Origin of the sequence: uncultured Oscillibacter sp. (genome assembly GCF_950073225.1) — a bacterium.
Lineage (GTDB): Bacteria > Bacillota > Clostridia > Oscillospirales > Oscillospiraceae > Oscillibacter.
Genome location: NZ_CATMPS010000027.1, coordinates 22590 through 39851 on the forward strand (window position 1 = coordinate 22590; position 17262 = coordinate 39851).

20 protein-coding genes and 1 riboswitch are annotated in these 17262 nt (G+C 63.4%); of the genes, 9 read left to right on the forward strand and 11 right to left on the reverse strand.

The features are described from left to right. Window positions 1-112 precede the first annotated feature (112 nt). Window positions 113-275: riboswitch (M-box (ykoK) riboswitch) on the forward strand. A 120-nt stretch (window positions 276-395) separates the two neighbouring features. Then, window positions 396-1778, forward strand: coding sequence for a magnesium transporter (mgtE, locus tag Q1M04_RS12030; RefSeq protein ID WP_297293812.1), 1383 nt, complete (start codon window positions 396-398; stop codon window positions 1776-1778). A gap of 80 nt (window positions 1779-1858) precedes the next feature. Here mgtE and Q1M04_RS12035 read toward each other — a convergent pair whose 3' ends face one another. From Q1M04_RS12035 to Q1M04_RS12060, 6 genes are all read right to left on the reverse strand, one after another. Beyond that, window positions 1859-2278: a nuclear transport factor 2 family protein gene (locus Q1M04_RS12035; RefSeq protein ID WP_297998749.1), complete on the reverse strand. Its 420-nt coding sequence runs from the start codon at window positions 2276-2278 to the stop codon at window positions 1859-1861. Window positions 2279-2336: 58 nt separating this feature from the next. Next, the gene (locus Q1M04_RS12040; RefSeq protein WP_297293810.1) at window positions 2337-2957 is read right to left on the reverse strand and encodes an HAD-IA family hydrolase; all 621 of its coding nucleotides are present in this window, start codon (window positions 2955-2957) and stop codon (window positions 2337-2339) included. A gap of 97 nt (window positions 2958-3054) precedes the next feature. Continuing rightward, window positions 3055-3429 carry a TSUP family transporter gene (locus Q1M04_RS12045; protein ID WP_297998747.1) on the reverse strand — a complete coding sequence of 125 codons (375 nt, stop codon included), beginning with the start codon at window positions 3427-3429 and terminating at the stop codon, window positions 3055-3057. Then, window positions 3426-3779, reverse strand: coding sequence for a TSUP family transporter (locus Q1M04_RS12050; protein WP_204789273.1), 354 nt, complete (start codon window positions 3777-3779; stop codon window positions 3426-3428). The genes Q1M04_RS12045 and Q1M04_RS12050 overlap by 4 nt, the downstream gene beginning before the upstream one ends. A gap of 63 nt (window positions 3780-3842) precedes the next feature. Beyond that, window positions 3843-4034 carry a DUF1540 domain-containing protein gene (locus tag Q1M04_RS12055; protein WP_293278918.1) on the reverse strand — a complete coding sequence of 64 codons (192 nt, stop codon included), beginning with the start codon at window positions 4032-4034 and terminating at the stop codon, window positions 3843-3845. Window positions 4035-4254: 220 nt separating this feature from the next. After that, complete coding sequence (locus Q1M04_RS12060) at window positions 4255-4935, reverse strand: hypothetical protein (protein WP_297998743.1); 681 nt, start codon at window positions 4933-4935, stop codon at window positions 4255-4257. A 286-nt stretch (window positions 4936-5221) separates the two neighbouring features. On the opposite strand from Q1M04_RS12060, the gene Q1M04_RS12065 reads away from it, so the two are divergent. Then, a complete protein-coding gene (locus tag Q1M04_RS12065; RefSeq protein WP_297998742.1) occupies window positions 5222-6601 on the forward strand; it encodes a S1C family serine protease in 1380 nt (459 codons plus the stop codon). 273 nt (window positions 6602-6874) lie between these two features. On the opposite strand, the gene Q1M04_RS12070 is transcribed toward Q1M04_RS12065, so the two are convergent. The 3 genes from Q1M04_RS12070 to Q1M04_RS12080 all read right to left on the reverse strand — a co-directional run bounded on the left by Q1M04_RS12070 (window position 6875) and on the right by Q1M04_RS12080 (window position 8826). Beyond that, on the reverse strand, window positions 6875-7486 hold the full coding sequence (locus tag Q1M04_RS12070; RefSeq protein ID WP_297998740.1) for a pentapeptide repeat-containing protein: 612 nt from the start codon (window positions 7484-7486) through the stop codon (window positions 6875-6877). A gap of 77 nt (window positions 7487-7563) precedes the next feature. After that, window positions 7564-8202, reverse strand: a complete 639-nt coding sequence (locus Q1M04_RS12075) for an HAD family phosphatase (RefSeq protein ID WP_295757582.1) — start codon at window positions 8200-8202, stop codon at window positions 7564-7566. Window positions 8203-8205: 3 nt separating this feature from the next. Next, complete coding sequence (locus tag Q1M04_RS12080) at window positions 8206-8826, reverse strand: DNA-3-methyladenine glycosylase (RefSeq protein ID WP_297998737.1); 621 nt, start codon at window positions 8824-8826, stop codon at window positions 8206-8208. Between the two features lie 92 nt (window positions 8827-8918). Here Q1M04_RS12080 and Q1M04_RS12085 point away from each other — a divergent pair, with 92 nt between their 5' ends. From Q1M04_RS12085 to Q1M04_RS12095, 3 genes are all read left to right on the forward strand, one after another. Beyond that, a complete protein-coding gene (locus Q1M04_RS12085; protein ID WP_297998735.1) occupies window positions 8919-9848 on the forward strand; it encodes a DMT family transporter in 930 nt (309 codons plus the stop codon). A gap of 70 nt (window positions 9849-9918) precedes the next feature. Then, complete coding sequence (locus Q1M04_RS12090; protein ID WP_297998733.1) at window positions 9919-10638, forward strand: WecB/TagA/CpsF family glycosyltransferase; 720 nt, start codon at window positions 9919-9921, stop codon at window positions 10636-10638. Further along, entirely contained in the window at window positions 10635-11306 is a 672-nt protein-coding gene (locus Q1M04_RS12095) for a thymidylate kinase (protein WP_297998731.1), read from the forward strand. Before Q1M04_RS12090 ends, Q1M04_RS12095 begins: the two co-directional genes overlap by 4 nt. Before the next feature lie 47 nt (window positions 11307-11353). Here the strand turns inward: Q1M04_RS12095 and Q1M04_RS12100 are convergent, their stop codons facing one another. Beyond that, window positions 11354-11599 (reverse strand): hypothetical protein, encoded by a 246-nt coding sequence (locus Q1M04_RS12100; protein ID WP_297293803.1) that lies wholly within the window; start codon window positions 11597-11599, stop codon window positions 11354-11356. A 175-nt stretch (window positions 11600-11774) separates the two neighbouring features. On the opposite strand from Q1M04_RS12100, the gene mltG reads away from it, so the two are divergent. Genes mltG through Q1M04_RS12115 form a run of 3 tightly spaced genes read left to right on the forward strand, consistent with a single transcriptional unit; the run spans window position 11775 to window position 15605 of the window. Further along, window positions 11775-12953: an endolytic transglycosylase MltG gene (gene mltG / locus Q1M04_RS12105; RefSeq protein WP_293278930.1), complete on the forward strand. Its 1179-nt coding sequence runs from the start codon at window positions 11775-11777 to the stop codon at window positions 12951-12953. Beyond that, window positions 12943-14160, forward strand: a complete 1218-nt coding sequence (locus Q1M04_RS12110) for a U32 family peptidase (protein ID WP_295757575.1) — start codon at window positions 12943-12945, stop codon at window positions 14158-14160. Before mltG ends, Q1M04_RS12110 begins: the two co-directional genes overlap by 11 nt. 47 nt (window positions 14161-14207) lie before the next feature. After that, a complete protein-coding gene (locus tag Q1M04_RS12115; RefSeq protein ID WP_295757574.1) occupies window positions 14208-15605 on the forward strand; it encodes an NAD(P)/FAD-dependent oxidoreductase in 1398 nt (465 codons plus the stop codon). 131 nt (window positions 15606-15736) lie between these two features. On the opposite strand, the gene Q1M04_RS12120 is transcribed toward Q1M04_RS12115, so the two are convergent. Beyond that, window positions 15737-16816 (reverse strand): helix-turn-helix domain-containing protein, encoded by a 1080-nt coding sequence (locus tag Q1M04_RS12120; protein ID WP_297998725.1) that lies wholly within the window; start codon window positions 16814-16816, stop codon window positions 15737-15739. A gap of 66 nt (window positions 16817-16882) precedes the next feature. On the opposite strand from Q1M04_RS12120, the gene Q1M04_RS12125 reads away from it, so the two are divergent. Next, complete coding sequence (locus Q1M04_RS12125; protein WP_300346472.1) at window positions 16883-17152, forward strand: RNA polymerase sigma factor; 270 nt, start codon at window positions 16883-16885, stop codon at window positions 17150-17152. The last annotated feature ends 110 nt before the right edge of the window (window positions 17153-17262 follow it).

Sequence of the window (17262 nt, forward strand, 5' to 3'; positions counted from 1 at the left end):
GTAGTATACCACAAATTTCCGAAAAGGTCGAGGAAAATCCGCCGAGGCTTTTGGGCCCCGCCCTTGACAGGGGCGGGAAATAGGCATAATATAGATTTACATGGAAAAACTTCATAAGGTCCGGTAGGTAAGGCTGCCACAAGGATATGGGTCGCTGCCGCGAAGTGATGGAGACATCACCAGTTGGTTTGAACAGGCGATATCGAACGGGAAGGTATCATCTAACGCGATTTCACCGCCTTGTGAGGCTAAAGCTCAAACGGTAGGGGCGGTGCGTCCGCCTGTCAGAGAGGAAGATTCTCCAGTCGTGCCGGACCGGGACGATTGGAGATTTTCGCGTTTTTATTAGGCCTTGTTTGAAAATCGGCCTAGCTGTGAGGAGAGGAGGTCCCGGCATGTTTGAACTGCAAAACGAGCGAACGGAGCTGCTGGAAAAAATCGAGGAGTTGTTCGGACGAAAACGCTACGCGGAGCTTCGGGACCTGCTGCTGCCCATGGAGGCGGCGGACATCGCCTCCCTCTGCCAGGATTTGGACGAGAAGGTGCCGGTGGTATTCCGCCTGCTGCCCAAGGAGCTGGCGGCGGAGGTTTTCGTGGAGCTGGACAGCGATGACCAGGAGCTTTTGATTCACAGCTTCTCCAACACGGAGCTGAAGGAGGTCCTGGACGAGCTCTACCTGGACGACGCGGCGGATATCGTGGAGGAGATGCCCGCCGGGGTGGTGAAGCGCATCCTGCGCCACTGTGACCCGGAAATGCGCAAGAGCATCAACGAGGTCCTGAAATACCCCGAGGACTCCGCCGGAAGCATCATGACCACGGAGTTTGTGGATTTGAAGGCCAACATGACGGTGGAGGACGCCTTGAAGCGCATCCGCCGGACGGGACCGGACAAGGAGACTATCAACATCTGCTACGTCATCGACGACCGGCGGCATCTGATCGGCCTTTTGACCATCCGCACGCTGCTCCTGGCGGAGGAGGACGACGTCATCGGCGACATCATGGAGCGGAACCTCATCGCCGTCCAGACCCTGGACGACCAGGAGGCCGTGGCCCGGGCCCTGGGGAAGTACGACTTTCTGGCCCTGCCGGTGGTGGACAAGGAGGAGCGGCTGGTGGGCATCGTCACGGTGGACGACGCCATCGACGTCTTGCAGGAGGAGGTCACGGAGGACATCGAGAAGATGGCCGCCATGCTCCCCGGCGACAAGCCCTATTTGAAAACCGGAATCTTCGAGACCTGGAAGGCCCGGACTCCCTGGCTGATGCTGCTGATGCTCTCCGCCACCTTTACGGGCATCATCCTGACCCACTTTGAAAAGTCCCTTATGGCCTGCGCCATTTTGACCTCCTTCATCCCCATGCTCTCCGGCACCGGCGGCAACAGCGGCACCCAGGCCTCCACCGCCGTCATCCGGGCGCTGTCCCTGGGAGAGGTCCGGTTCAGCGATTTGTTCCAGGTGCTGTGGAAGGAGTTCTGGGTCTCCGTCTGCTGCGGCCTCTGCCTGGCGGCGGCCAACTTCGTGAAAATGATGCTGGTGGACCGCTGGCTGCTGCAAAACCCCACGGTGACGCCCCAGGTGGCCCTGGTGGTCTGCGCCACCCTGGTGGGGACGGTGCTGTGCGCCAAGCTGGTGGGGTGCTCCTTGCCTTTGCTTGCCAAGCGCATCGGCTTTGACCCGGCGGTGATGGCCTCCCCCTTTATCACCACCATCGTGGACGCGCTGTCCCTTCTGATTTACTTTCGGTTTGCCTCGGCGATCCTGGGGCTTTGAGCGCCGGTTTACCCCCGGCACGACCGAACGCCGTCCGAGCGGATAACCCGGGCGGCGTTCGGTATGTTTTGAAACACGATTTAGAACCAGGCGGCGGAGCCCTCCCGGAATTTCGGGACGGGGCCGTCCTGATAGGGGTCGTATCGGGACTCGTTGCAGCCGAATTCCTGCAAGAAGCAGATGCGGCCCGCCGGGTTCCAGCGGATCAGGGACAGCCCGTCGAAGGCCTCCACCCGGCCGGCGTTCATTTGGTTCCGGAAGTACCATTGCACCATGGTCTGGTCCTCCCGGTGGAAAAACTGGAGGATATCCCACTGAAGGACGGTCCCCCGGGTGTTCCATTCGTCGAACCAGAGCTTGATTTTCTGAGCGCCGTGGTACTCCGGCCCCCAGCTCTCAATGTAGACGGCATCCTCTGAAAAGAGGCTGAGAATGCCAAGGTCCGCCTTTTTCAGCCACATGTCAAACCAGAGGCGGACGGCGCGCTCCCGCTGTTCCATGGCGGTTCCTCCTTTACAAGTCAATTTCGGCGCGGCCCTCCCCGAGAGGCCCGCGTGTTCACTCCGCCGCCAGCTTCCGAATGTCCAGCAGATCCCGGATCACATAGTCCGCCGTCCCGGCCCCGGAGGGGGAATAGAGGACGCTGCGGACCCCAGCGCTTTTGGCGCAGTCCACGTCCAGGGTCCGGTCCCCCACGTAATAGACCCGGTCCCGCTCCAGGCGGTGCTTTTCCAGCAGGTAGAGCAGGGCGTCGGGGGCGGGCTTCCGGGGAAAGCCGTTCAGGCTGGAGACCACTTCTTTAAAAAAGCGGTCCAGCCCCAGGTGTTCCAGCACCGGGGCGGTGGTGCGGCCCCGGTGGGTGTAGACGAAGTGGACCGCCCCCAGGGCGGCGGTTTCCTCCAGGGCCTCCCGGGCGTGGGGCGTTGTTGTAATTTCCAGATACCGCCCGCCGCTGATTTCAGAGTAGCGGGCCTTGATGTCGGAAAAGGCCCGCCCGGTGGCCGCCGCCGCGTAATTCACCACGTCGCTGACAGACCCCGCCGTGGCCCGGCGGCGGATCTCTTCCTCCTCCATGGGGACGTTCAGCTCCTCCAGCGTCCGGCGGAGGCTGGAGACAATGACGCCGTAGGAGTCCAGCAGGGTCCCGTCCAGGTCCCAGATAAAGGTTTTGCCGCTCACGCGCGTTCCCTCCAAACGTTCGATGGTTTTCCCATTATAGCAGGTCCTCCGGCGGCTGTCCAGAGGAACGAAAAAGCCCCGCCCCGGAGGGCGGGCTTTAAGGGTTCCCGTCTTTCTTTTTTGGCCACACCAGGCTGGCGCCCGAGAGCAGCAGATACACCCCGAAGGGCTTTCGCAGGACCTCCACGTCCACCGCGTTGGACACCCAGGCCCCGACGAGCGCCGCCGCGACGGCTACGGGCACGGCGGCTTTCAGCGTGGGTTTGTCCAGATAGCCGCCCCTGGCGTGGCAGACCAGGGCGCTGGCGGCGGTGGGGAGGAAGAACAGCAGGTTGATTCCCTGGGCCGTCCGCTGGTCCACCCCCAGGAAGAGGGTCATCACCAGCAGCAGCAGCGTTCCGCCCCCCACGCCCCAGGCGGAAACAACGCTGGCCCCCAGGCCGCAGAGAAAGGGTATGATCCAGTCCGTCACAGCAGATATTTCACCCCCGCGTAGAAGAGGAAGGCGGCGAACAGCCACTTTAAAAACTTGGTGGAAATCTTCCCGTAGAGCTTCCCGCCGAAGAAACCGCCGATCAGGCCCCCAGCCAGATAGGGCAGGGACTCCGTCAGGGACACGCCGCCCTTCCAGAGGTACACCGCCGCCGACACCAGGCACACCGGGAAAATGACCCCCACGCAGGTGGCGTAGAGCTTCCGCTGGCTCAGATTCCCCCACCGGGACTGGATGGGCAGGAAGACCATGCCCCCGCCGCCGCCAAATAAACCGTTGGCCAATCCCGCCGCCGCTCCTGCCAGCCGGGCCGTCCAGGCTGCTTTCATGCCGCCGCCTCCTTTCTATGTATCCCTTCCCGGAGGGCCCGGGAAGGGAGGGGAACCGTTCGCTTATTTCAGCTTGAAGCTCTGGCAGTCGGTGCATTCCACCATGGTGGGATTGGTCTCATGGGTGCCCACCTGGATGGTGTTCAGGCCGCAGTAGCCGGAGTCCTGGCAGTGGTGGGCGCAGTTGTTTACCGTGCATTTAATGCTCTGGTTGGGCGTGCAGGCGCATCCGCCGTTGGTGCAGTCCTTAGTCATGAGTTTGGTCCTCCCGCGTGAAGATTTTTTAAGACGCTGAGGGGCTGTCCCGCCTGTCCCCCCAGCGCGTTTTCACGGTGAAAGGAGAGATGGTTGAGCCTCGTCAGCGCCCTCTTAGTGTGCGCCGGGAAGAAGAGAGTATGCGCGTTTGCCGGAGTGAAAATTTTGGAAAAAAACAGGACCGCCGCAAGGCGGTCCCGTAAACGCGCGGGGGGTAATATCAGTGGCAGACGCCCTCACAAAAGCCGTAGCCGTGGTGGTCTCCGCAGTAGGAGACGCCGCTGTGGCTGTGCCGCCCCTCAAGGGTGCAGCCCTCCACAGGGCACAGGGCCCGGCAGGTCCCGTCGCAAAAGCCGTTCAGGTGGTAGTATCCGCAGCAGCGGACGCCGTTGTGGTCGTGCCGCCCCTCGATGGCGCAGCCTTCGGTGGTGCACAGGGGCCGGCAGGCTCCGTCGCAGAAGCCGTTGTAATGCGGATAGCCGCAGTAGGTGATGCCGTCGTGGACATGCCGCCCGTCAATGGGGCAGTTGTAGACGGGGCACAGCGCCTTGCAGGCTCCGTCGCAAAAGCCGTTTTCATGGGCATAGCCGCAGTAGGTAACGCCGCTGTGGCTGTGCCGCCCGATCTCGGGGCAGCCCTCCAGGGGGCAGAGGGCCCGGCAGTTGTTGTCGCAGACGCCGCTCTCGTGGGGATAGCCGCAGTAGGTGACCCTGTTGTGGACATGCCGCCCGGCGATGGTGCAGCCCTCTACCTTGCAGACGGTGACGGTGGAGCTCACGGGCTGGGAGGGGCGGACCGGCCGATTGCCGTGGCAGCCGCCGCCGTGGTGGCCGTGGGCGGAGGCGGGCAGCGTCAGCAGCGCCAGGGCCAGGACGAAGAACCATATTTTTTTGAGCTTCATCACGGAAGACCTCCTGAAAACAAAGATTCTATCCTTATCATAGCACAGCGGCCCCCGTCTGGCAAGAGGTTCCATGTTCAAAAATCCTTCAAACTTCTTTCAGCAAGTTTTAAGTTCTCCCGCTTATACTAAGCCCATCAAGTCGGGGGAGCCGCCCTTCCCACAGGGCGGCGTTCCAAAATTTAAAATCCAGACAATCCCAGTTCACACGTTCGACACAGTTCCCTGTTATCTTAGCTTCTAAAGAACGGAAGAACGGGATACATAATGAAGGAGGAAGCTGATTATGTATAACGATGAAAACAACCTGTACAACTACACCTACCGCAAGGACGGCAGCGAGCTCTCCCACCAGCGGGAAACCGTCCGCCCCGGCGGACAGCCCGGCCCCCAGGGGCCCGAATTTGAGGTGAAGCCTGTGAAGAAAAACCGCCTGGGCCTGAAGATCGCCGCCCTGGCTTTGAGCTGCGCCCTGCTTGGCGGCGCGGCGGGGGGCGGGGCCGTGTGGGCCGCCTCCCACTACGGCGGGGGAAACGAGAGCGAGATCAACGTTTCCAACCGCCCCGTGACCCAAGTGGCCCTGCGGAATGTGGACGGGAAAACCGCCATGAGCGACGCGGAGGTCTACGCGGCCAATGTCAACAGCGTCGTGTCCATCCGCACCTCCGCCACCGCCGGGTACAACTTTTACCGCCAGCCGGTGGAGACGGCCTCCGCCGGGTCCGGCTTCGTGCTGAGCAAGGACGGCTACATCCTCACCAACTACCACGTGGTAAAGGGTGCGGAAACCGTAACCGTCACCATGTACAACGGGGACGAATTCCCCGCCCAGTATATCGGCGGGGAGGAGGACTATGACATCGCCGTCATCAAGGTGGAGGCGGAGAACCTCCAGCCCGTCACCCTGGGAGACAGCGCCACGCTGAACGTGGGCGACCACGTGCTGGCCATCGGCAACCCCTTGGGCGAGCTGACCTTCTCCATGAGCGGCGGCATGGTCTCCTGCGTGGACCGGGCCATCAACGTGGACGGGACGCCCTTTAACATGATTCAGACCGACACCTCCATCAACCCCGGCAACTCCGGCGGGCCCCTCTTCAACCAGTACGGCGAGGTGGTGGGCATCGTCTCCGCCAAGTACTCGCAGTCCTCCAACGGCACCACTGTGGAGGGCCTGGGCTTCGCGATTCCCATGAACGACGTGTTCTCCATGGTGAAGGACATCATGACCAACGGCTATGTGTCCAACCGGGCCTATCTGGGCATCACCCCCCAGACCATGACGGAGAACTGGGCGGCCCAGTACCACTATGACATCACCGCCGGGGTCTTCATCACCTACGTGGAGCCGGACAGCGCCGCCGACAAGGCGGGGCTGAAAATGGGCGACGTGATCACGAAAGTGGACGGCACGGACATCAAGTCCGTGGAGGATTTGAACCTGGCGAAGAAGAAATACTCCGCCGGGGACAGCGCCACCCTGGAGGTCTACCGCCCCGACGGCACGGTTACCGTGGAAATCACCTGGGGCGCGGCTCCCAAGGAGGACCAGGCGGCCCAGCAGCAGGAAACACAGCAGTATCCCGGAAACCGGAACGACAACAGCGGAAACGGCGGATCTTACGGCAGCCCCTTCGAGGACCTGTTCCGCTATTTCTACGGCTGATGAAATAGGGACCCGCCGGGTCCCGCAGGATACCTCCTCCCGCGCCCGGAGACGGCTTCGCGGCAAGAGCTGCGGCAAGGCAAAAAAGCCGGCATGCGGCGGGCGGGGATGGTGCAGATAGATGCAGGGGCGGGCTTGCCCGCCGGAATGGTGAAACGCCATATAAAGCCAAAGTGCGGGAGGGCCGGATGTTCAGGCCCTCCCGCGACGTTTGTACAGCCTTCCCGGCTGAGGAAAGAGAGCCTGGGCCGTCATGGCGCCAATGGCTCACGTTCAATCCGCAATCTCAATGCCCAAAATCCGGGCCACGACCGCCGCCTGGGAGGCGTGGATCCTTGCGCCCCGGAGCTCCTGGCAGGAGGCGGAGAGGGTCACGCCGTCCAAGGTGCAGCCGGAGAGGTCCGTCCCCTTGAGGACGGCCCGGAACAGGTCCGCCCGGGTGAAATCCACGGTTTGGAGCGTGGTTTTTACCACCCGGAGCTCCTGACAGCCGCTCTCCGTCAAATCGCAGCCCGTCAGGGCGCAGCGTTCCCAAAGGGCCCCCGTGAGGTTGGCCCAGCGGAGGCGGAGGCGGTCCAGCGCGCAGTCCTTGAAACGGGCCTTGCGGAAGTCTCCGCCCTCGGCCTTGCAGCCGGAGAGGGCGGCGTCCTTCCAAAAGCTTACGGGAAAGCGGCACCCGGTAAAGGCGCAGTCCTCGAATTCGCAGCCGTAGAAGGCCGCGCCGCTGAAATTGCAGTCCGTAAACTGGCAGCGGGCAAAGCGGGTCTGCCGGAAGGTGAGGTCCGAGAGGTCCAGCCGCTCCGCCGTTTCCCGGACAAAAGTTCCCCCGGCCAGCTGTTCCCCCTCTTCCCGGGCGGAGAGGAGGGCGGCAGTTAAATCGTTCATAATACCACCAGATTCTGTTGCCGCCGCTCAGGCCTGGCCTGTCACCAGACAATCAGAGCGCGATAAGGTTCTTTTGTTTACTTTTCTTTCAAGAAAAGTAACTCCTCGAAGCTCTTGATATACACGTCGCAGTAGCCACGCATTTCCTTTTCATCCTGGGCGAAGAGGCCGTCATAGACCCCGATCACCCGCATTCTTGCCGCCCTGGCTCCCTTGCAGGCGGCCAGGCTGTCGTCAAAGACGGTGCAGTCCTCCGGCCGGACGTCCGCGGCCCTGGCGGCGGCCAGCCACACATCCGGCTTCCGCTTTTCCAGCCCCAGCTCCTGGGCGAAGGTCACCCGCTCGAAGTACTTCGCCAGCCCCAGGGACTCCAGGGCCATGTGGCAGTGCTCCGGCACGCTGGAGGTCACCACCGCCATCCGCCGCCCCTCGGCCTTGCACTGCTTCAAATAGGCCCGGACGCCGGGCTTCACCGGCACGCGGGCATAGGAGTCTGCCGCCAGCTCCATCCACTCGGCGACGATCTCCTCGCAGGACTCCGGCAGCTTGCAGAACGCCTTGGTGAACACCGCCGCCTGGGGCAGGGGCACATGGGCCACGCCCTCGTAATAGGCGTGGGTGTACTTCATCCCCCGGCGGCCCAAAAATTCCCGGTCCACCTTCTTCCAGATGCCGTTGGAGTCCGTCAGCACCCCGTCCATATCAAAGAAAAACATGGCTCACTCCTCCTTTACCAGCCGGAAGCGCCAGGGAAAATCCCGGGCCTCCTCCGCATAGTCCACCCCAATCCGGGGGCCTGTGACGACGCGTTCCCGCACCGCCGCCGGGAAGGGGGACAGTCCCGCGTCCTCCGGGCAGTCGCAGAGGAACAGCGTGTCCCCCGTCAAATCCAGCCCGTTCTCTTCCCGGGTCAGGGCCAGGGCCCGGCAGACCTTGCCGGGGCCGTTGAGGAAATTCTTCCTCCGGTAAGCCGTCAGGGGCTTGTCCCCATAGCGGAGGCGGGCCATGGCCTCTATGCCCGCCACGGGCTCTATGGCCCGAAGCAGCACGGCGGCGGGCTCTCCCTCCGGCTCCGTGACGAAGTTCAGGCAGTGGTACATGCCGTAGATGAGGTAGATATAGGCGGTCCCCGGCTGGGAGAACAGGGTTTCCGTCCGGGCCGTCCGGCGGTATCCGTAGGCGTGGCAGGCCTTGTCGCAGCGGCCCACATAGGCTTCCGTCTCCACGATGCGGCCCGCCAGGATTTCGCCGTCCAGGCGGCGGACCAGGATTTTTCCCAGCAGGGCCCGGGCGGCCTCCAGGGTGTCCTGGGCGTAGAATTCACGGGAAAGCCTTGCCATTTTCCCACCTCGGTGCTACAATACAAATTTGCGCGGCCCCGGGCCACACAGTACATTTAGTATATCACAGAAGAGAACATGGAGCAAGAGAAATGAAAGTCAACCGAGTTCGTCAAAATGTCCTGCCCCTGGTTACCGCCATGATCTGGGGCACCGCCTTCGTGGCTCAGAGCGTGGGCGCGGAATACATGGGGCCCTTTACCTTCAACACCGCCCGGGCGGTCATCGCCTTCTTCTTCCTCCTTGGCCTTTGCGGCCTCCGGGCCCTCTGGCGGCGGAGCAGGGGAGAGGCTCCCGCTTCCGCCGGGTCCCGCCGGGATCTGATTCTGGGGGGCCTGTGCTGCGGCGCGGCGCTGTCGGTGGCCAGCTTCTTCCAGCAAAAGGGCCTGGAGACCACCACCCCCGGCAAGGCGGGGTTCATCACGGCGCTTTACATCGTCCTGGTGCCCCTGGCGGGGCTGGCCCTGGGGAAGAAGGTTCCCCGCGCCCTGTGGCTGGGAGTGGCCCTGGCGGTGGCGGGGCTGTACTGCCTCTGCGTCACCGAGGAGCTGACCATTACTGGCGGGGACCTGTACGTGCTGGTCTGCGCCTTCTGCTTCACCGCTCAGATTCTGGTGGTGGACTATTTTACCAACAAGGTGGACGGCGTGGCCCTGTCCTGCGTCCAGTTTTTGGTCATGACCGTCCTCTCCGCCGCCGGGGCGCTGGCGGAGGCGCCGCCGCCCCTGGAGCTGCTGCCCAAGTACCTGGGGCCGGTGCTCTATGTGGGCGTGTTCTCCAGCGGCGTGGCCTATACCCTTCAGATCCTGGCCCAGAAGGACTCCAACCCGGCGGTGGTGTCCCTTCTGATGAGCATGGAGTCCCTCTTCGCCGCCGTGGCCGGGGCCATCATCCTGGGCAGCCGCATGACGGGCCGGGAGTACCTGGGCTGCGCGCTGATGCTGGCGGCGGTGGTGCTGGCCCAGCTTCCCTACCCCCTGGGCCGGAAGACGGAGGCATTTGGCGATGGACAAGAGGTTTAACCTATGCTATAATGCATATAAAATGGTAATAATATGCTGGTATGGCAGTTTGTGCGAATGAGGTGAGCGCATGCGGATCAATGTGCTGGGCGTGGGCTTTGACAATGTGACCATGGGCGAGGCGGTGGACCGGGGGATGGAGCTGCTTCACAGTCCCGGGACCCACTACGTGGTAACCCCCAACCCGGAGATTGTGGAGATCTGCCGGGAGAACCTGGCCGCCCGGCAGGCGGTGAACGCCGCGGACCTGGTCCTGCCCGACGGCATCGGCGTGGTGAAGGGGGCCGGAATGCTGGGCACGCCTTTGAAGGAAAAGGTTCCCGGCATCGAGTTTGCCGCCGGGCTCATGGAGCGCATGGCGGCGGCGGGCTTGTCCCTCTATCTCCTGGGGGCCAAGCCCGGCGTGGCCGAGGCCGCCGGGGAACGGTTGGCGGCGAAATACCCGGGCTTAAAAATCGCCGGGACCCACGACGGCTATTTTAAAGAGGACGGCCCTGTGGCGGAGGCCATCCGGCGGAGCGGAGCGGACTGCGTCTTCGTCTGCCTGGGGGCCCCCAAGCAGGAGCTCTGGATGGCGAAGCACGGCGAGGCCGCCGGGGCCCGCCTCCTCTGCGGCCTGGGGGGAAGCCTGGACGTCTTCGCCGGGGTGGTGGAGCGGGCCCCGAAATTCTGGTCCGACCACGGCCTGGAATGGTTTTACCGCCTGTGCAAAAACCCCCGCCGGGTGGGGCGGATGATGAAGCTGCCGCTGTTCCTGGTCCATGTGGAGAAGGAGAAGCGGCGGAAATGAGAGGAATGCTGATTGTCCTGGAGGGCACCGACGGCTCCGGCAAGGCCACCCAGGCGGGGCTGCTGCTCCGAAGCCTGGAGGCCCGGGGCGTCTCCTGCCGGGAGATTGATTTTCCCCGGTATGGAAACCCCTTTGCCGAGCCCGCGAATCTCTACCTTCACGGAGCGCTCGGAGGAGCGCCCGGAGACGTGAACGCCTGCGCCGCCTCCGCCATGTTCGCCATAGACCGCTTCGCCTCCTATCAAGAGGACTGGGGCGCGTTCTACGAGTCCGGCGGCGTGGTGGTGGCCAACCGCTACACCACGTCCAACGCCGTCCACCAGGCCTCCAAGCTCCTCCCGGAGGAGCGGCGGGACTTTTTGGACTGGCTTTTTGATTTGGAATACCGCCGCCTGGAGCTTCCCGAGCCGGATCTGGTGCTGTATCTGGACATGCCCACCGAGGCGGCGAACCGGCTCATGCGCCGCCGGGAGGAGAAGACGAACACCCGGGCGGACATTCACGAGCGGGACGGGGACTACCTCCGCCGCTGCCGGGAGTGCGCCGGGGAGATTGCCCAGGCCCAGGGCTGGACCGTGGTGAGCTGCGCCAGGGAAGGCGCCCCCCGGCCGCCGGAGGACATCCACCAAGAGGTCCTGGCCATCGTCCAGGACCGCCTGTCCCGCTGAAGGACGGCGAAAGCGGGACGCGAAGCGTCCCGCCTTGGCCGGAGAACTCAGCAGCAGGAGTCGTTGCAGCCGCAGTTGCAGTTGCAGTTACAGCCGCAGCTGCACCCTCCGTTGCAGCCGCCGCACCCGCAGTTGCCGCATCCGCATCCGCAGTTGCCGCAGCCGCCCCAGTTGTTTCCGCCCCAATTGTTTCCACCCCAGCTGTTCCCGCCGCCGCAGCCGCAGCAGCAGAACAGGATGATGATCAGGACGATCCACAGGCAGCCGTTGTCGTTTCCATTGTTAAAGCACATAGTCAGTCACCTTTCTTTGGACCCGGGGCCGCGTCTCGGCGGCGTCAGGACCTTGGATTTGAGATATTCTATGCTTCCGGCCTCCGCCGGGAGCCTGACCCCCTGAAAATTCATCCTGTCCTTTTTTAAAGGGGGGATTTTCCGGGGGAGCGCGCCGCGCGAGGAGGTTTTCAACATGGCCGAATACCACAACAGCGACACCGCCAGCTGGGACGCCGGACAGGTCCGGCGGGAGCGGCCCGCTCCGTCTTCCCAGCGTCCCCCTCAGAAGAAGCGCCGCCGGAGGCGGCGGAGGATGCACCCGCTTTTGTTCCTTCTGCTGCACCTGATCTTCGTGGCCCTGACCTCGGCCCTGCTGGGCTGCGCGGGCTGGCTGCTGTTCAGCGACTTCTGCTCGTTCAACCGGGCGGGCTCCCCGCCGGTGGAGATGGTGGTGGAGGTCTCCTCCGAGGACACCGTGGACACCGTGGCCGACAAGCTGAAGGCCGCGGGGCTCATCGAGTATCCCTGGTTCTTCAAGCTCTACGCCAACGTCACCCACGCGGAGGAAAAGATCGGCATGGGCTCCCACGCCCTGAACACGGACATGGACTACCACGCCCTGGTGCTGGGGATGCGGAGCGCCGCCGGAAACATGACGGCGGAGACCGTCCAGGTCACCATCCCCGAGGGCTACACCGTGGCCCAGACCATCGCCGTGCTGGCGAAAAACGGCGTGAACACCGAGGCGGCCCTGACGGAAGCGGCCCAGACCGCCGACTTCGACTATGACTTCATCGACAACGAGTCCAAGGACATCAGCCGGCTGGAGGGCTTCCTCTTCCCGGACACCTACGAGTTCTATGTAAACGAAAAGCCCGCGAGCGCCTTGAACCGCCTGATCAAAAACTTCAACAGCAAAATTGACGACGGGCTGCTGGCCGCCTGGCAGGAAAAGGGCTATGACCTGAAGGAGATCGTCACCATCGCCTCCCTCATCGAGCGGGAGACCGACGGCACCGACCAGGCCCGCATCGCCTCCGTCATCTACAACCGCCTGGAGGGTTCCGGAAACAAGGGAGGAACCAACGGCCTTTTGCAGGTGGACGCATCTCTGCTCTACGGTCTGCCGGGCCATGAGGGGGCCATCACCCAGGAGGACCTGGAGACGGACACCCCCTACAACCTCTATAAGTACCCGGGGCTGCCCCCCACGCCCATCGCCAACCCCGGCCTCACCGCCATCGAGGCCGCCCTGGAGCCGGAGGAAACGGGCTACTATTACTACGCCCTGGGCAAGGACGGCAAGCACCACTATTTCGAGACCTACAACGAACATGTCAACTTCGTCAACAGTGCCGAATATGGCGGATAAGCGGCCGGAGCTGCTGGCCCCGGCGGGGGACCTGGAGCGTTTGCGCATGGCGGTTCTCTACGGGGCGGACGCGGTGTATCTGGCGGGGACGGACTTCGGCATGCGGGCCTTCGCGGGGAACTTCTCCCCCGAGGGCCTGGCGGAGGCCGTGGCCTTCGCCCACGCCCACGGGGTCCGGGTCCACTGCACCGTCAACACCATGCCCCGGAATGAGGAAATGGACCGCCTCCCCGCCCACCTGGAGGTGCTGGAATCCGCCGGGGTGGACGCGGTGATCCTGGCGGACCTGGGGGCCTTCCAATTGGCGGGGAAATACGCCCCCCACGCGGCCCGCCACGTCTCCACCCAGGCCGGGGTAACCAATTACGAGACCGCCCGGGCCTGGCACGATTTGGGGGCCTCCCGGGTGATTCTGGCCCGGGAGCTGAGCCTGGAGGAGATTCGGACCATCCGGGACAAGGCCCCCGCCTCTTTGGAGCTGGAGGCCTTTGTCCACGGGGCCATGTGCGTCAGCTATTCCGGGCGGTGCCTCCTGAGCAATTATATGACGGGCCGGGACTCCAGCCGGGGGGCCTGCGCCCAGCCCTGCCGGTATAAGTACGCCCTTGTGGAGGAGAAGCGCCCCGGCGAGTTCTTCCCCCTAGAGGAGGACGGCCAGGGGTCCTACATCCTGAACTCCCGGGACATGTGCATGATTGACCACCTGGAGGACCTCCAATTCCTGGACAGCCTGAAAATCGAGGGCCGGGCCAAGTCCGCCTATTACGCCGCCGTGGTCACCGCCGCCTACCGCCACGGCCTGGACGCCCTGGCGGCGGGGGAGGAGATAGACCCCGTCTGGCGGGACGAGGTGGAGCACGTCAGCCACCGGCCCTACTCCACCGGCTTTTTCTACGGCCCGCCGGGCCAGTACTACGACGACGCACGGTATGTCCGGGAGTGGCAGGTAGCCGCCATCGTCACGGACTGCGGCGGGGAGGGGAACGCTGCGCTGTCCCTGCGCAACAAATTCCGCGCCGGGGACACGGTGGAGCTGGTGGGCCCGGGCCTGCGGCCTTTTGAGATGACCGTTCCCGAGATGACGGACGCGGACGGCCTCCCCCTCTTCGAGCCCCGGACGCCCCAGAGCGTCTTCCATATGAAGCTGCCCCGGCCGGTGCCCCCCTGGACCATTGTCCGGCGGGCCAAGGACCTGTCGGCCAAGTGAGAGATAAAACTACTTTTAAAAAGAATCTATAAAAAGGAGAAGCCGCTATGAACGCAGACGTCGTCATCGTGGGAGCCGGTCCCGCCGGTATTTTCACCGCCCTGGAGCTGCTGAAAAAAGGGAGCAGGCAGAAGATCGTCATGGTGGAGAAGGGGCAGAGCATCGAAAACCGCCGCTGCCCCAAGAGCCAGACCAACAAGTGCGTAAGCTGCAAGCCCTACTGTCACATCACCACCGGCTTCTCCGGCGCGGGGGCCTTTTCCGACGGGAAGCTGTCGCTGAGCTATGAGGTGGGCGGGGATCTGCCCACCCTCATCGGCACGGATTTGGCCCAGGAGACCATTCACTACGCGGACAAAATCTACCTGGACTTCGGCGCGGACACCCACATCGAGGGCCTGGAATACCCGGAGGACCGGAAGGAGATCCGCAAGCGGGCCATCCAGGCGGGGTTGAAGCTGGTGGACTGCCCCATCCGCCACATGGGCACGGAGAAGGCCCACGACATTTATCTCGGCATCGAGCGCTATCTCCAGGAGAACGGCGTGGAGATCCTCTTTGGCTACGAGTGCCAAAACCTCATTTTGGAGAACGACGTCTGCAAGGGCGTCACAGTCTCCGACCGCCGCCAGGATTTTGAGATTCACGCCAAACACACCGTGGTGGCCACCGGCCGCCGGGGGGCGGACTGGCTGGAGAACCTCTGCGCGGAGCACAACATTGCCCACGCTCCCGGCACCGTGGACATCGGCGTCCGGGTAGAGGTCCGGAACGAGGTCATGGAGATGGTGAACCGGGTCCTCTATGAGTCCAAGCTGGTGGGCTGGCCCAAGCCCTTCAAGAACAAGGTCCGGACCTTCTGCCAGAATCCCGGAGGCTTTGTCAGCCAGGAGAACTACGACAACGACCTGGCGGTGGTCAACGGCCACTCCTATAAGGAATTCAAAAGCGACAACACGAACCTCTCCATCCTCTGCTCCCATAATTTCAGCGTCCCCTTCAACCAGCCCATCGCCTACGCCCGGAAAGTGGGGGAGCTGACCAACATGCTGGGCAACGGCCAGATTCTGGTCCAGCGCTTTGGCGACATTCTGGACGGCAAGCGGACGTGGCAGAAGGAGCTGGCCCAGTCCAACATCCGGCCCACCCTGCCGGACGTGGTGGCGGGGGACATTACCGCCGCCATGCCTTACCGGGCCATGGTGAACATCATCAACTTCATCCAGGCCATGGACTACGTGGTGCCGGGCTTCGCCTCCTATGAGACGCTGCTGTACTCCCCGGAGCTGAAATTCTACTCCAACCGGGTGAAGATGGACACGGACTTCAACACCAGCTTGCAGGGCCTCCACTGTCTGGGGGATTCCTCCGGCTGGACGAGAGGGCTGATGATGTCTTCCGCCATGGGAGTGCTCATGGGACGAAAGCTGGCCTCCTTTTCTTGAAAGAAAAGGAGCAAAAGAACTTTAAGTCCGCTCTGGCTGTCTGGTGGAGAACCAAGTCAAAGCGACGGCAAGGCAGAATCCGACCAACAAAAAACCAGGGCCGTCAAGGCCCTGATTTTTTCTGCCCAGTCTTATCCAGCCTTACGGGATTCATACGTCGGGGGAGCGGGTACACTCTTTGCAATCCCCCCCGGCTCGCCCTCCGGCAGGTCCGTGTTTCCCTCCGTGCCCACGATTGTGGCTTTGGGAAGCACATGGACCAAACACTCCGCCGTCTGGTCCTTCCAGCTGGCGGTGATGACGGCCTCCCCCTCTCCCTCAATGAACACGGTCCCGGTGTTGGCCACCCGGGCCACCTCGGGGTCGGAGGTGCTCCACTCCACCTCGGCCATGGGGGCCCCCAGGGCCTCCAGCAGGTAGTGGCCGGTGTCTCCCTCTGTGGCGGTGATTTCTTTGGCGCTCAGGCTGAGGATTCCGGGAATCCCCTGGTCCTCCATGTAGGAGGAGGGCGCCGTGACATTCAGCGTCTCCGTAGCCTGGAGGCCGCCGCCGCACTCCAGCGCCACCTCCAGGTGCCCCATCAGGTCCGCCGGGATGTCCCAGGCGAAGAGGGCGAAGTCCCGGCCCTCTCCCGCCGCCTGGACGGCGACCTGCCGCCGCTGGTCCAGGGTCTCCGTCCCCGTGGGGGTCAGGAACAGCGAGACGGCGTTGACGGAGTTCTCAGCGCCGTCCTCAAATGTCACCAGCATCAGCACCCGCTCTCCGGCGGTGAAGCGGTTCCACCCGTCCCCCAGGTCTGGCCGGAGGGGCGCGGCGTCTTCATCGAAGAAATAGACGCCGGTGACATGGGGCTCTGTCCGGAGGGGCGCGTCCACGTTCGTCTCCGCCCTGAGGGCGGTAAACAGGGCGGCCGAGAACAGGGCCGACACGACCAGCACCCCCAAAACCAGGAGCACGACCCGCTTCCAGTTCCAGAAGGGCGGCTTGGGCGGGGCCTGGGGGACCGCCTCCTGAGGGACCGCCGCCTCCGGCGCGGGAAGCTCGACCCCCAGGAGCTCCTCCAGCAGCCGCAGATTCTCCGGGCTTGGGACCGAGGCCCCCAGCTCCCACTTGCTGACGGCCTGGCGGCTGACCTCCAGCCGTTCCGCCAGGTCCTCCTGGGTCATGCCCAGTTCCTCCCTGGCCTGTTTGATGATGTCGGAAATATTCATGGGTATATCCTCCTTCCAGTGTTTCCGAAACATGTTTCATGGCCTCAGTATAGCAGGTTGCGCCGGTTGCGTCCACCAACCGGCCCCGCAACCGGGGCGGTTGCGGAGAAAAGTTTCTCCATCCTGACAGATAGGATACCCCTGATTCGTTTTATCAGCAGAACGGGCCGTTCAAAAGGAGATGATACTACGGAACCGATCACCTATACCCGCCAGGAGGCGGAGGCGCTGGTGGAGCGCTGGGCGGATACGGTCCTCCGGGTGGCCTACACCTGGACCGGCAATCCCCAGGACGCCCAGGACGTGTGCCAGACGGTGCTTTTAAGGAAACGCTGATTTAATCCCCCGAAATGATAAAAGATGTGATAAAATAAGGGAAAGGGGGCGCGGAGTATGAAACAGGAAAGTTTTAGCGATATGGAATATAGATGCCGGAAAAAGAAAAC

Coding starts and splice junctions, on each gene's coding strand:
- mgtE (WP_297293812.1), top strand. CDS start 396: ATGTTTGAACTGCAAAACGAGCGAACGGAGCTGCTGGAAAAAATCGAG.
- Q1M04_RS12035 (WP_297998749.1), bottom strand. CDS start 2,278: ATGGAACAGCGGGAGCGCGCCGTCCGCCTCTGGTTTGACATGTGGCTG.
- Q1M04_RS12050 (WP_204789273.1), bottom strand. CDS start 3,779: ATGAAAGCAGCCTGGACGGCCCGGCTGGCAGGAGCGGCGGCGGGATTG.
- Q1M04_RS12055 (WP_293278918.1), bottom strand. CDS start 4,034: ATGACTAAGGACTGCACCAACGGCGGATGCGCCTGCACGCCCAACCAG.
- Q1M04_RS12060 (WP_297998743.1), bottom strand. CDS start 4,935: ATGAAGCTCAAAAAAATATGGTTCTTCGTCCTGGCCCTGGCGCTGCTG.
- Q1M04_RS12065 (WP_297998742.1), top strand. CDS start 5,222: ATGTATAACGATGAAAACAACCTGTACAACTACACCTACCGCAAGGAC.
- Q1M04_RS12070 (WP_297998740.1), bottom strand. CDS start 7,486: ATGAACGATTTAACTGCCGCCCTCCTCTCCGCCCGGGAAGAGGGGGAA.
- Q1M04_RS12075 (WP_295757582.1), bottom strand. CDS start 8,202: ATGTTTTTCTTTGATATGGACGGGGTGCTGACGGACTCCAACGGCATC.
- Q1M04_RS12080 (WP_297998737.1), bottom strand. CDS start 8,826: ATGGCAAGGCTTTCCCGTGAATTCTACGCCCAGGACACCCTGGAGGCC.
- Q1M04_RS12085 (WP_297998735.1), top strand. CDS start 8,919: ATGAAAGTCAACCGAGTTCGTCAAAATGTCCTGCCCCTGGTTACCGCC.
- Q1M04_RS12090 (WP_297998733.1), top strand. CDS start 9,919: ATGCGGATCAATGTGCTGGGCGTGGGCTTTGACAATGTGACCATGGGC.
- Q1M04_RS12095 (WP_297998731.1), top strand. CDS start 10,635: ATGAGAGGAATGCTGATTGTCCTGGAGGGCACCGACGGCTCCGGCAAG.
- Q1M04_RS12100 (WP_297293803.1), bottom strand. CDS start 11,599: ATGTGCTTTAACAATGGAAACGACAACGGCTGCCTGTGGATCGTCCTG.
- mltG (WP_293278930.1), top strand. CDS start 11,775: ATGGCCGAATACCACAACAGCGACACCGCCAGCTGGGACGCCGGACAG.
- Q1M04_RS12110 (WP_295757575.1), top strand. CDS start 12,943: ATGGCGGATAAGCGGCCGGAGCTGCTGGCCCCGGCGGGGGACCTGGAG.
- Q1M04_RS12115 (WP_295757574.1), top strand. CDS start 14,208: ATGAACGCAGACGTCGTCATCGTGGGAGCCGGTCCCGCCGGTATTTTC.
- Q1M04_RS12120 (WP_297998725.1), bottom strand. CDS start 16,816: ATGAATATTTCCGACATCATCAAACAGGCCAGGGAGGAACTGGGCATG.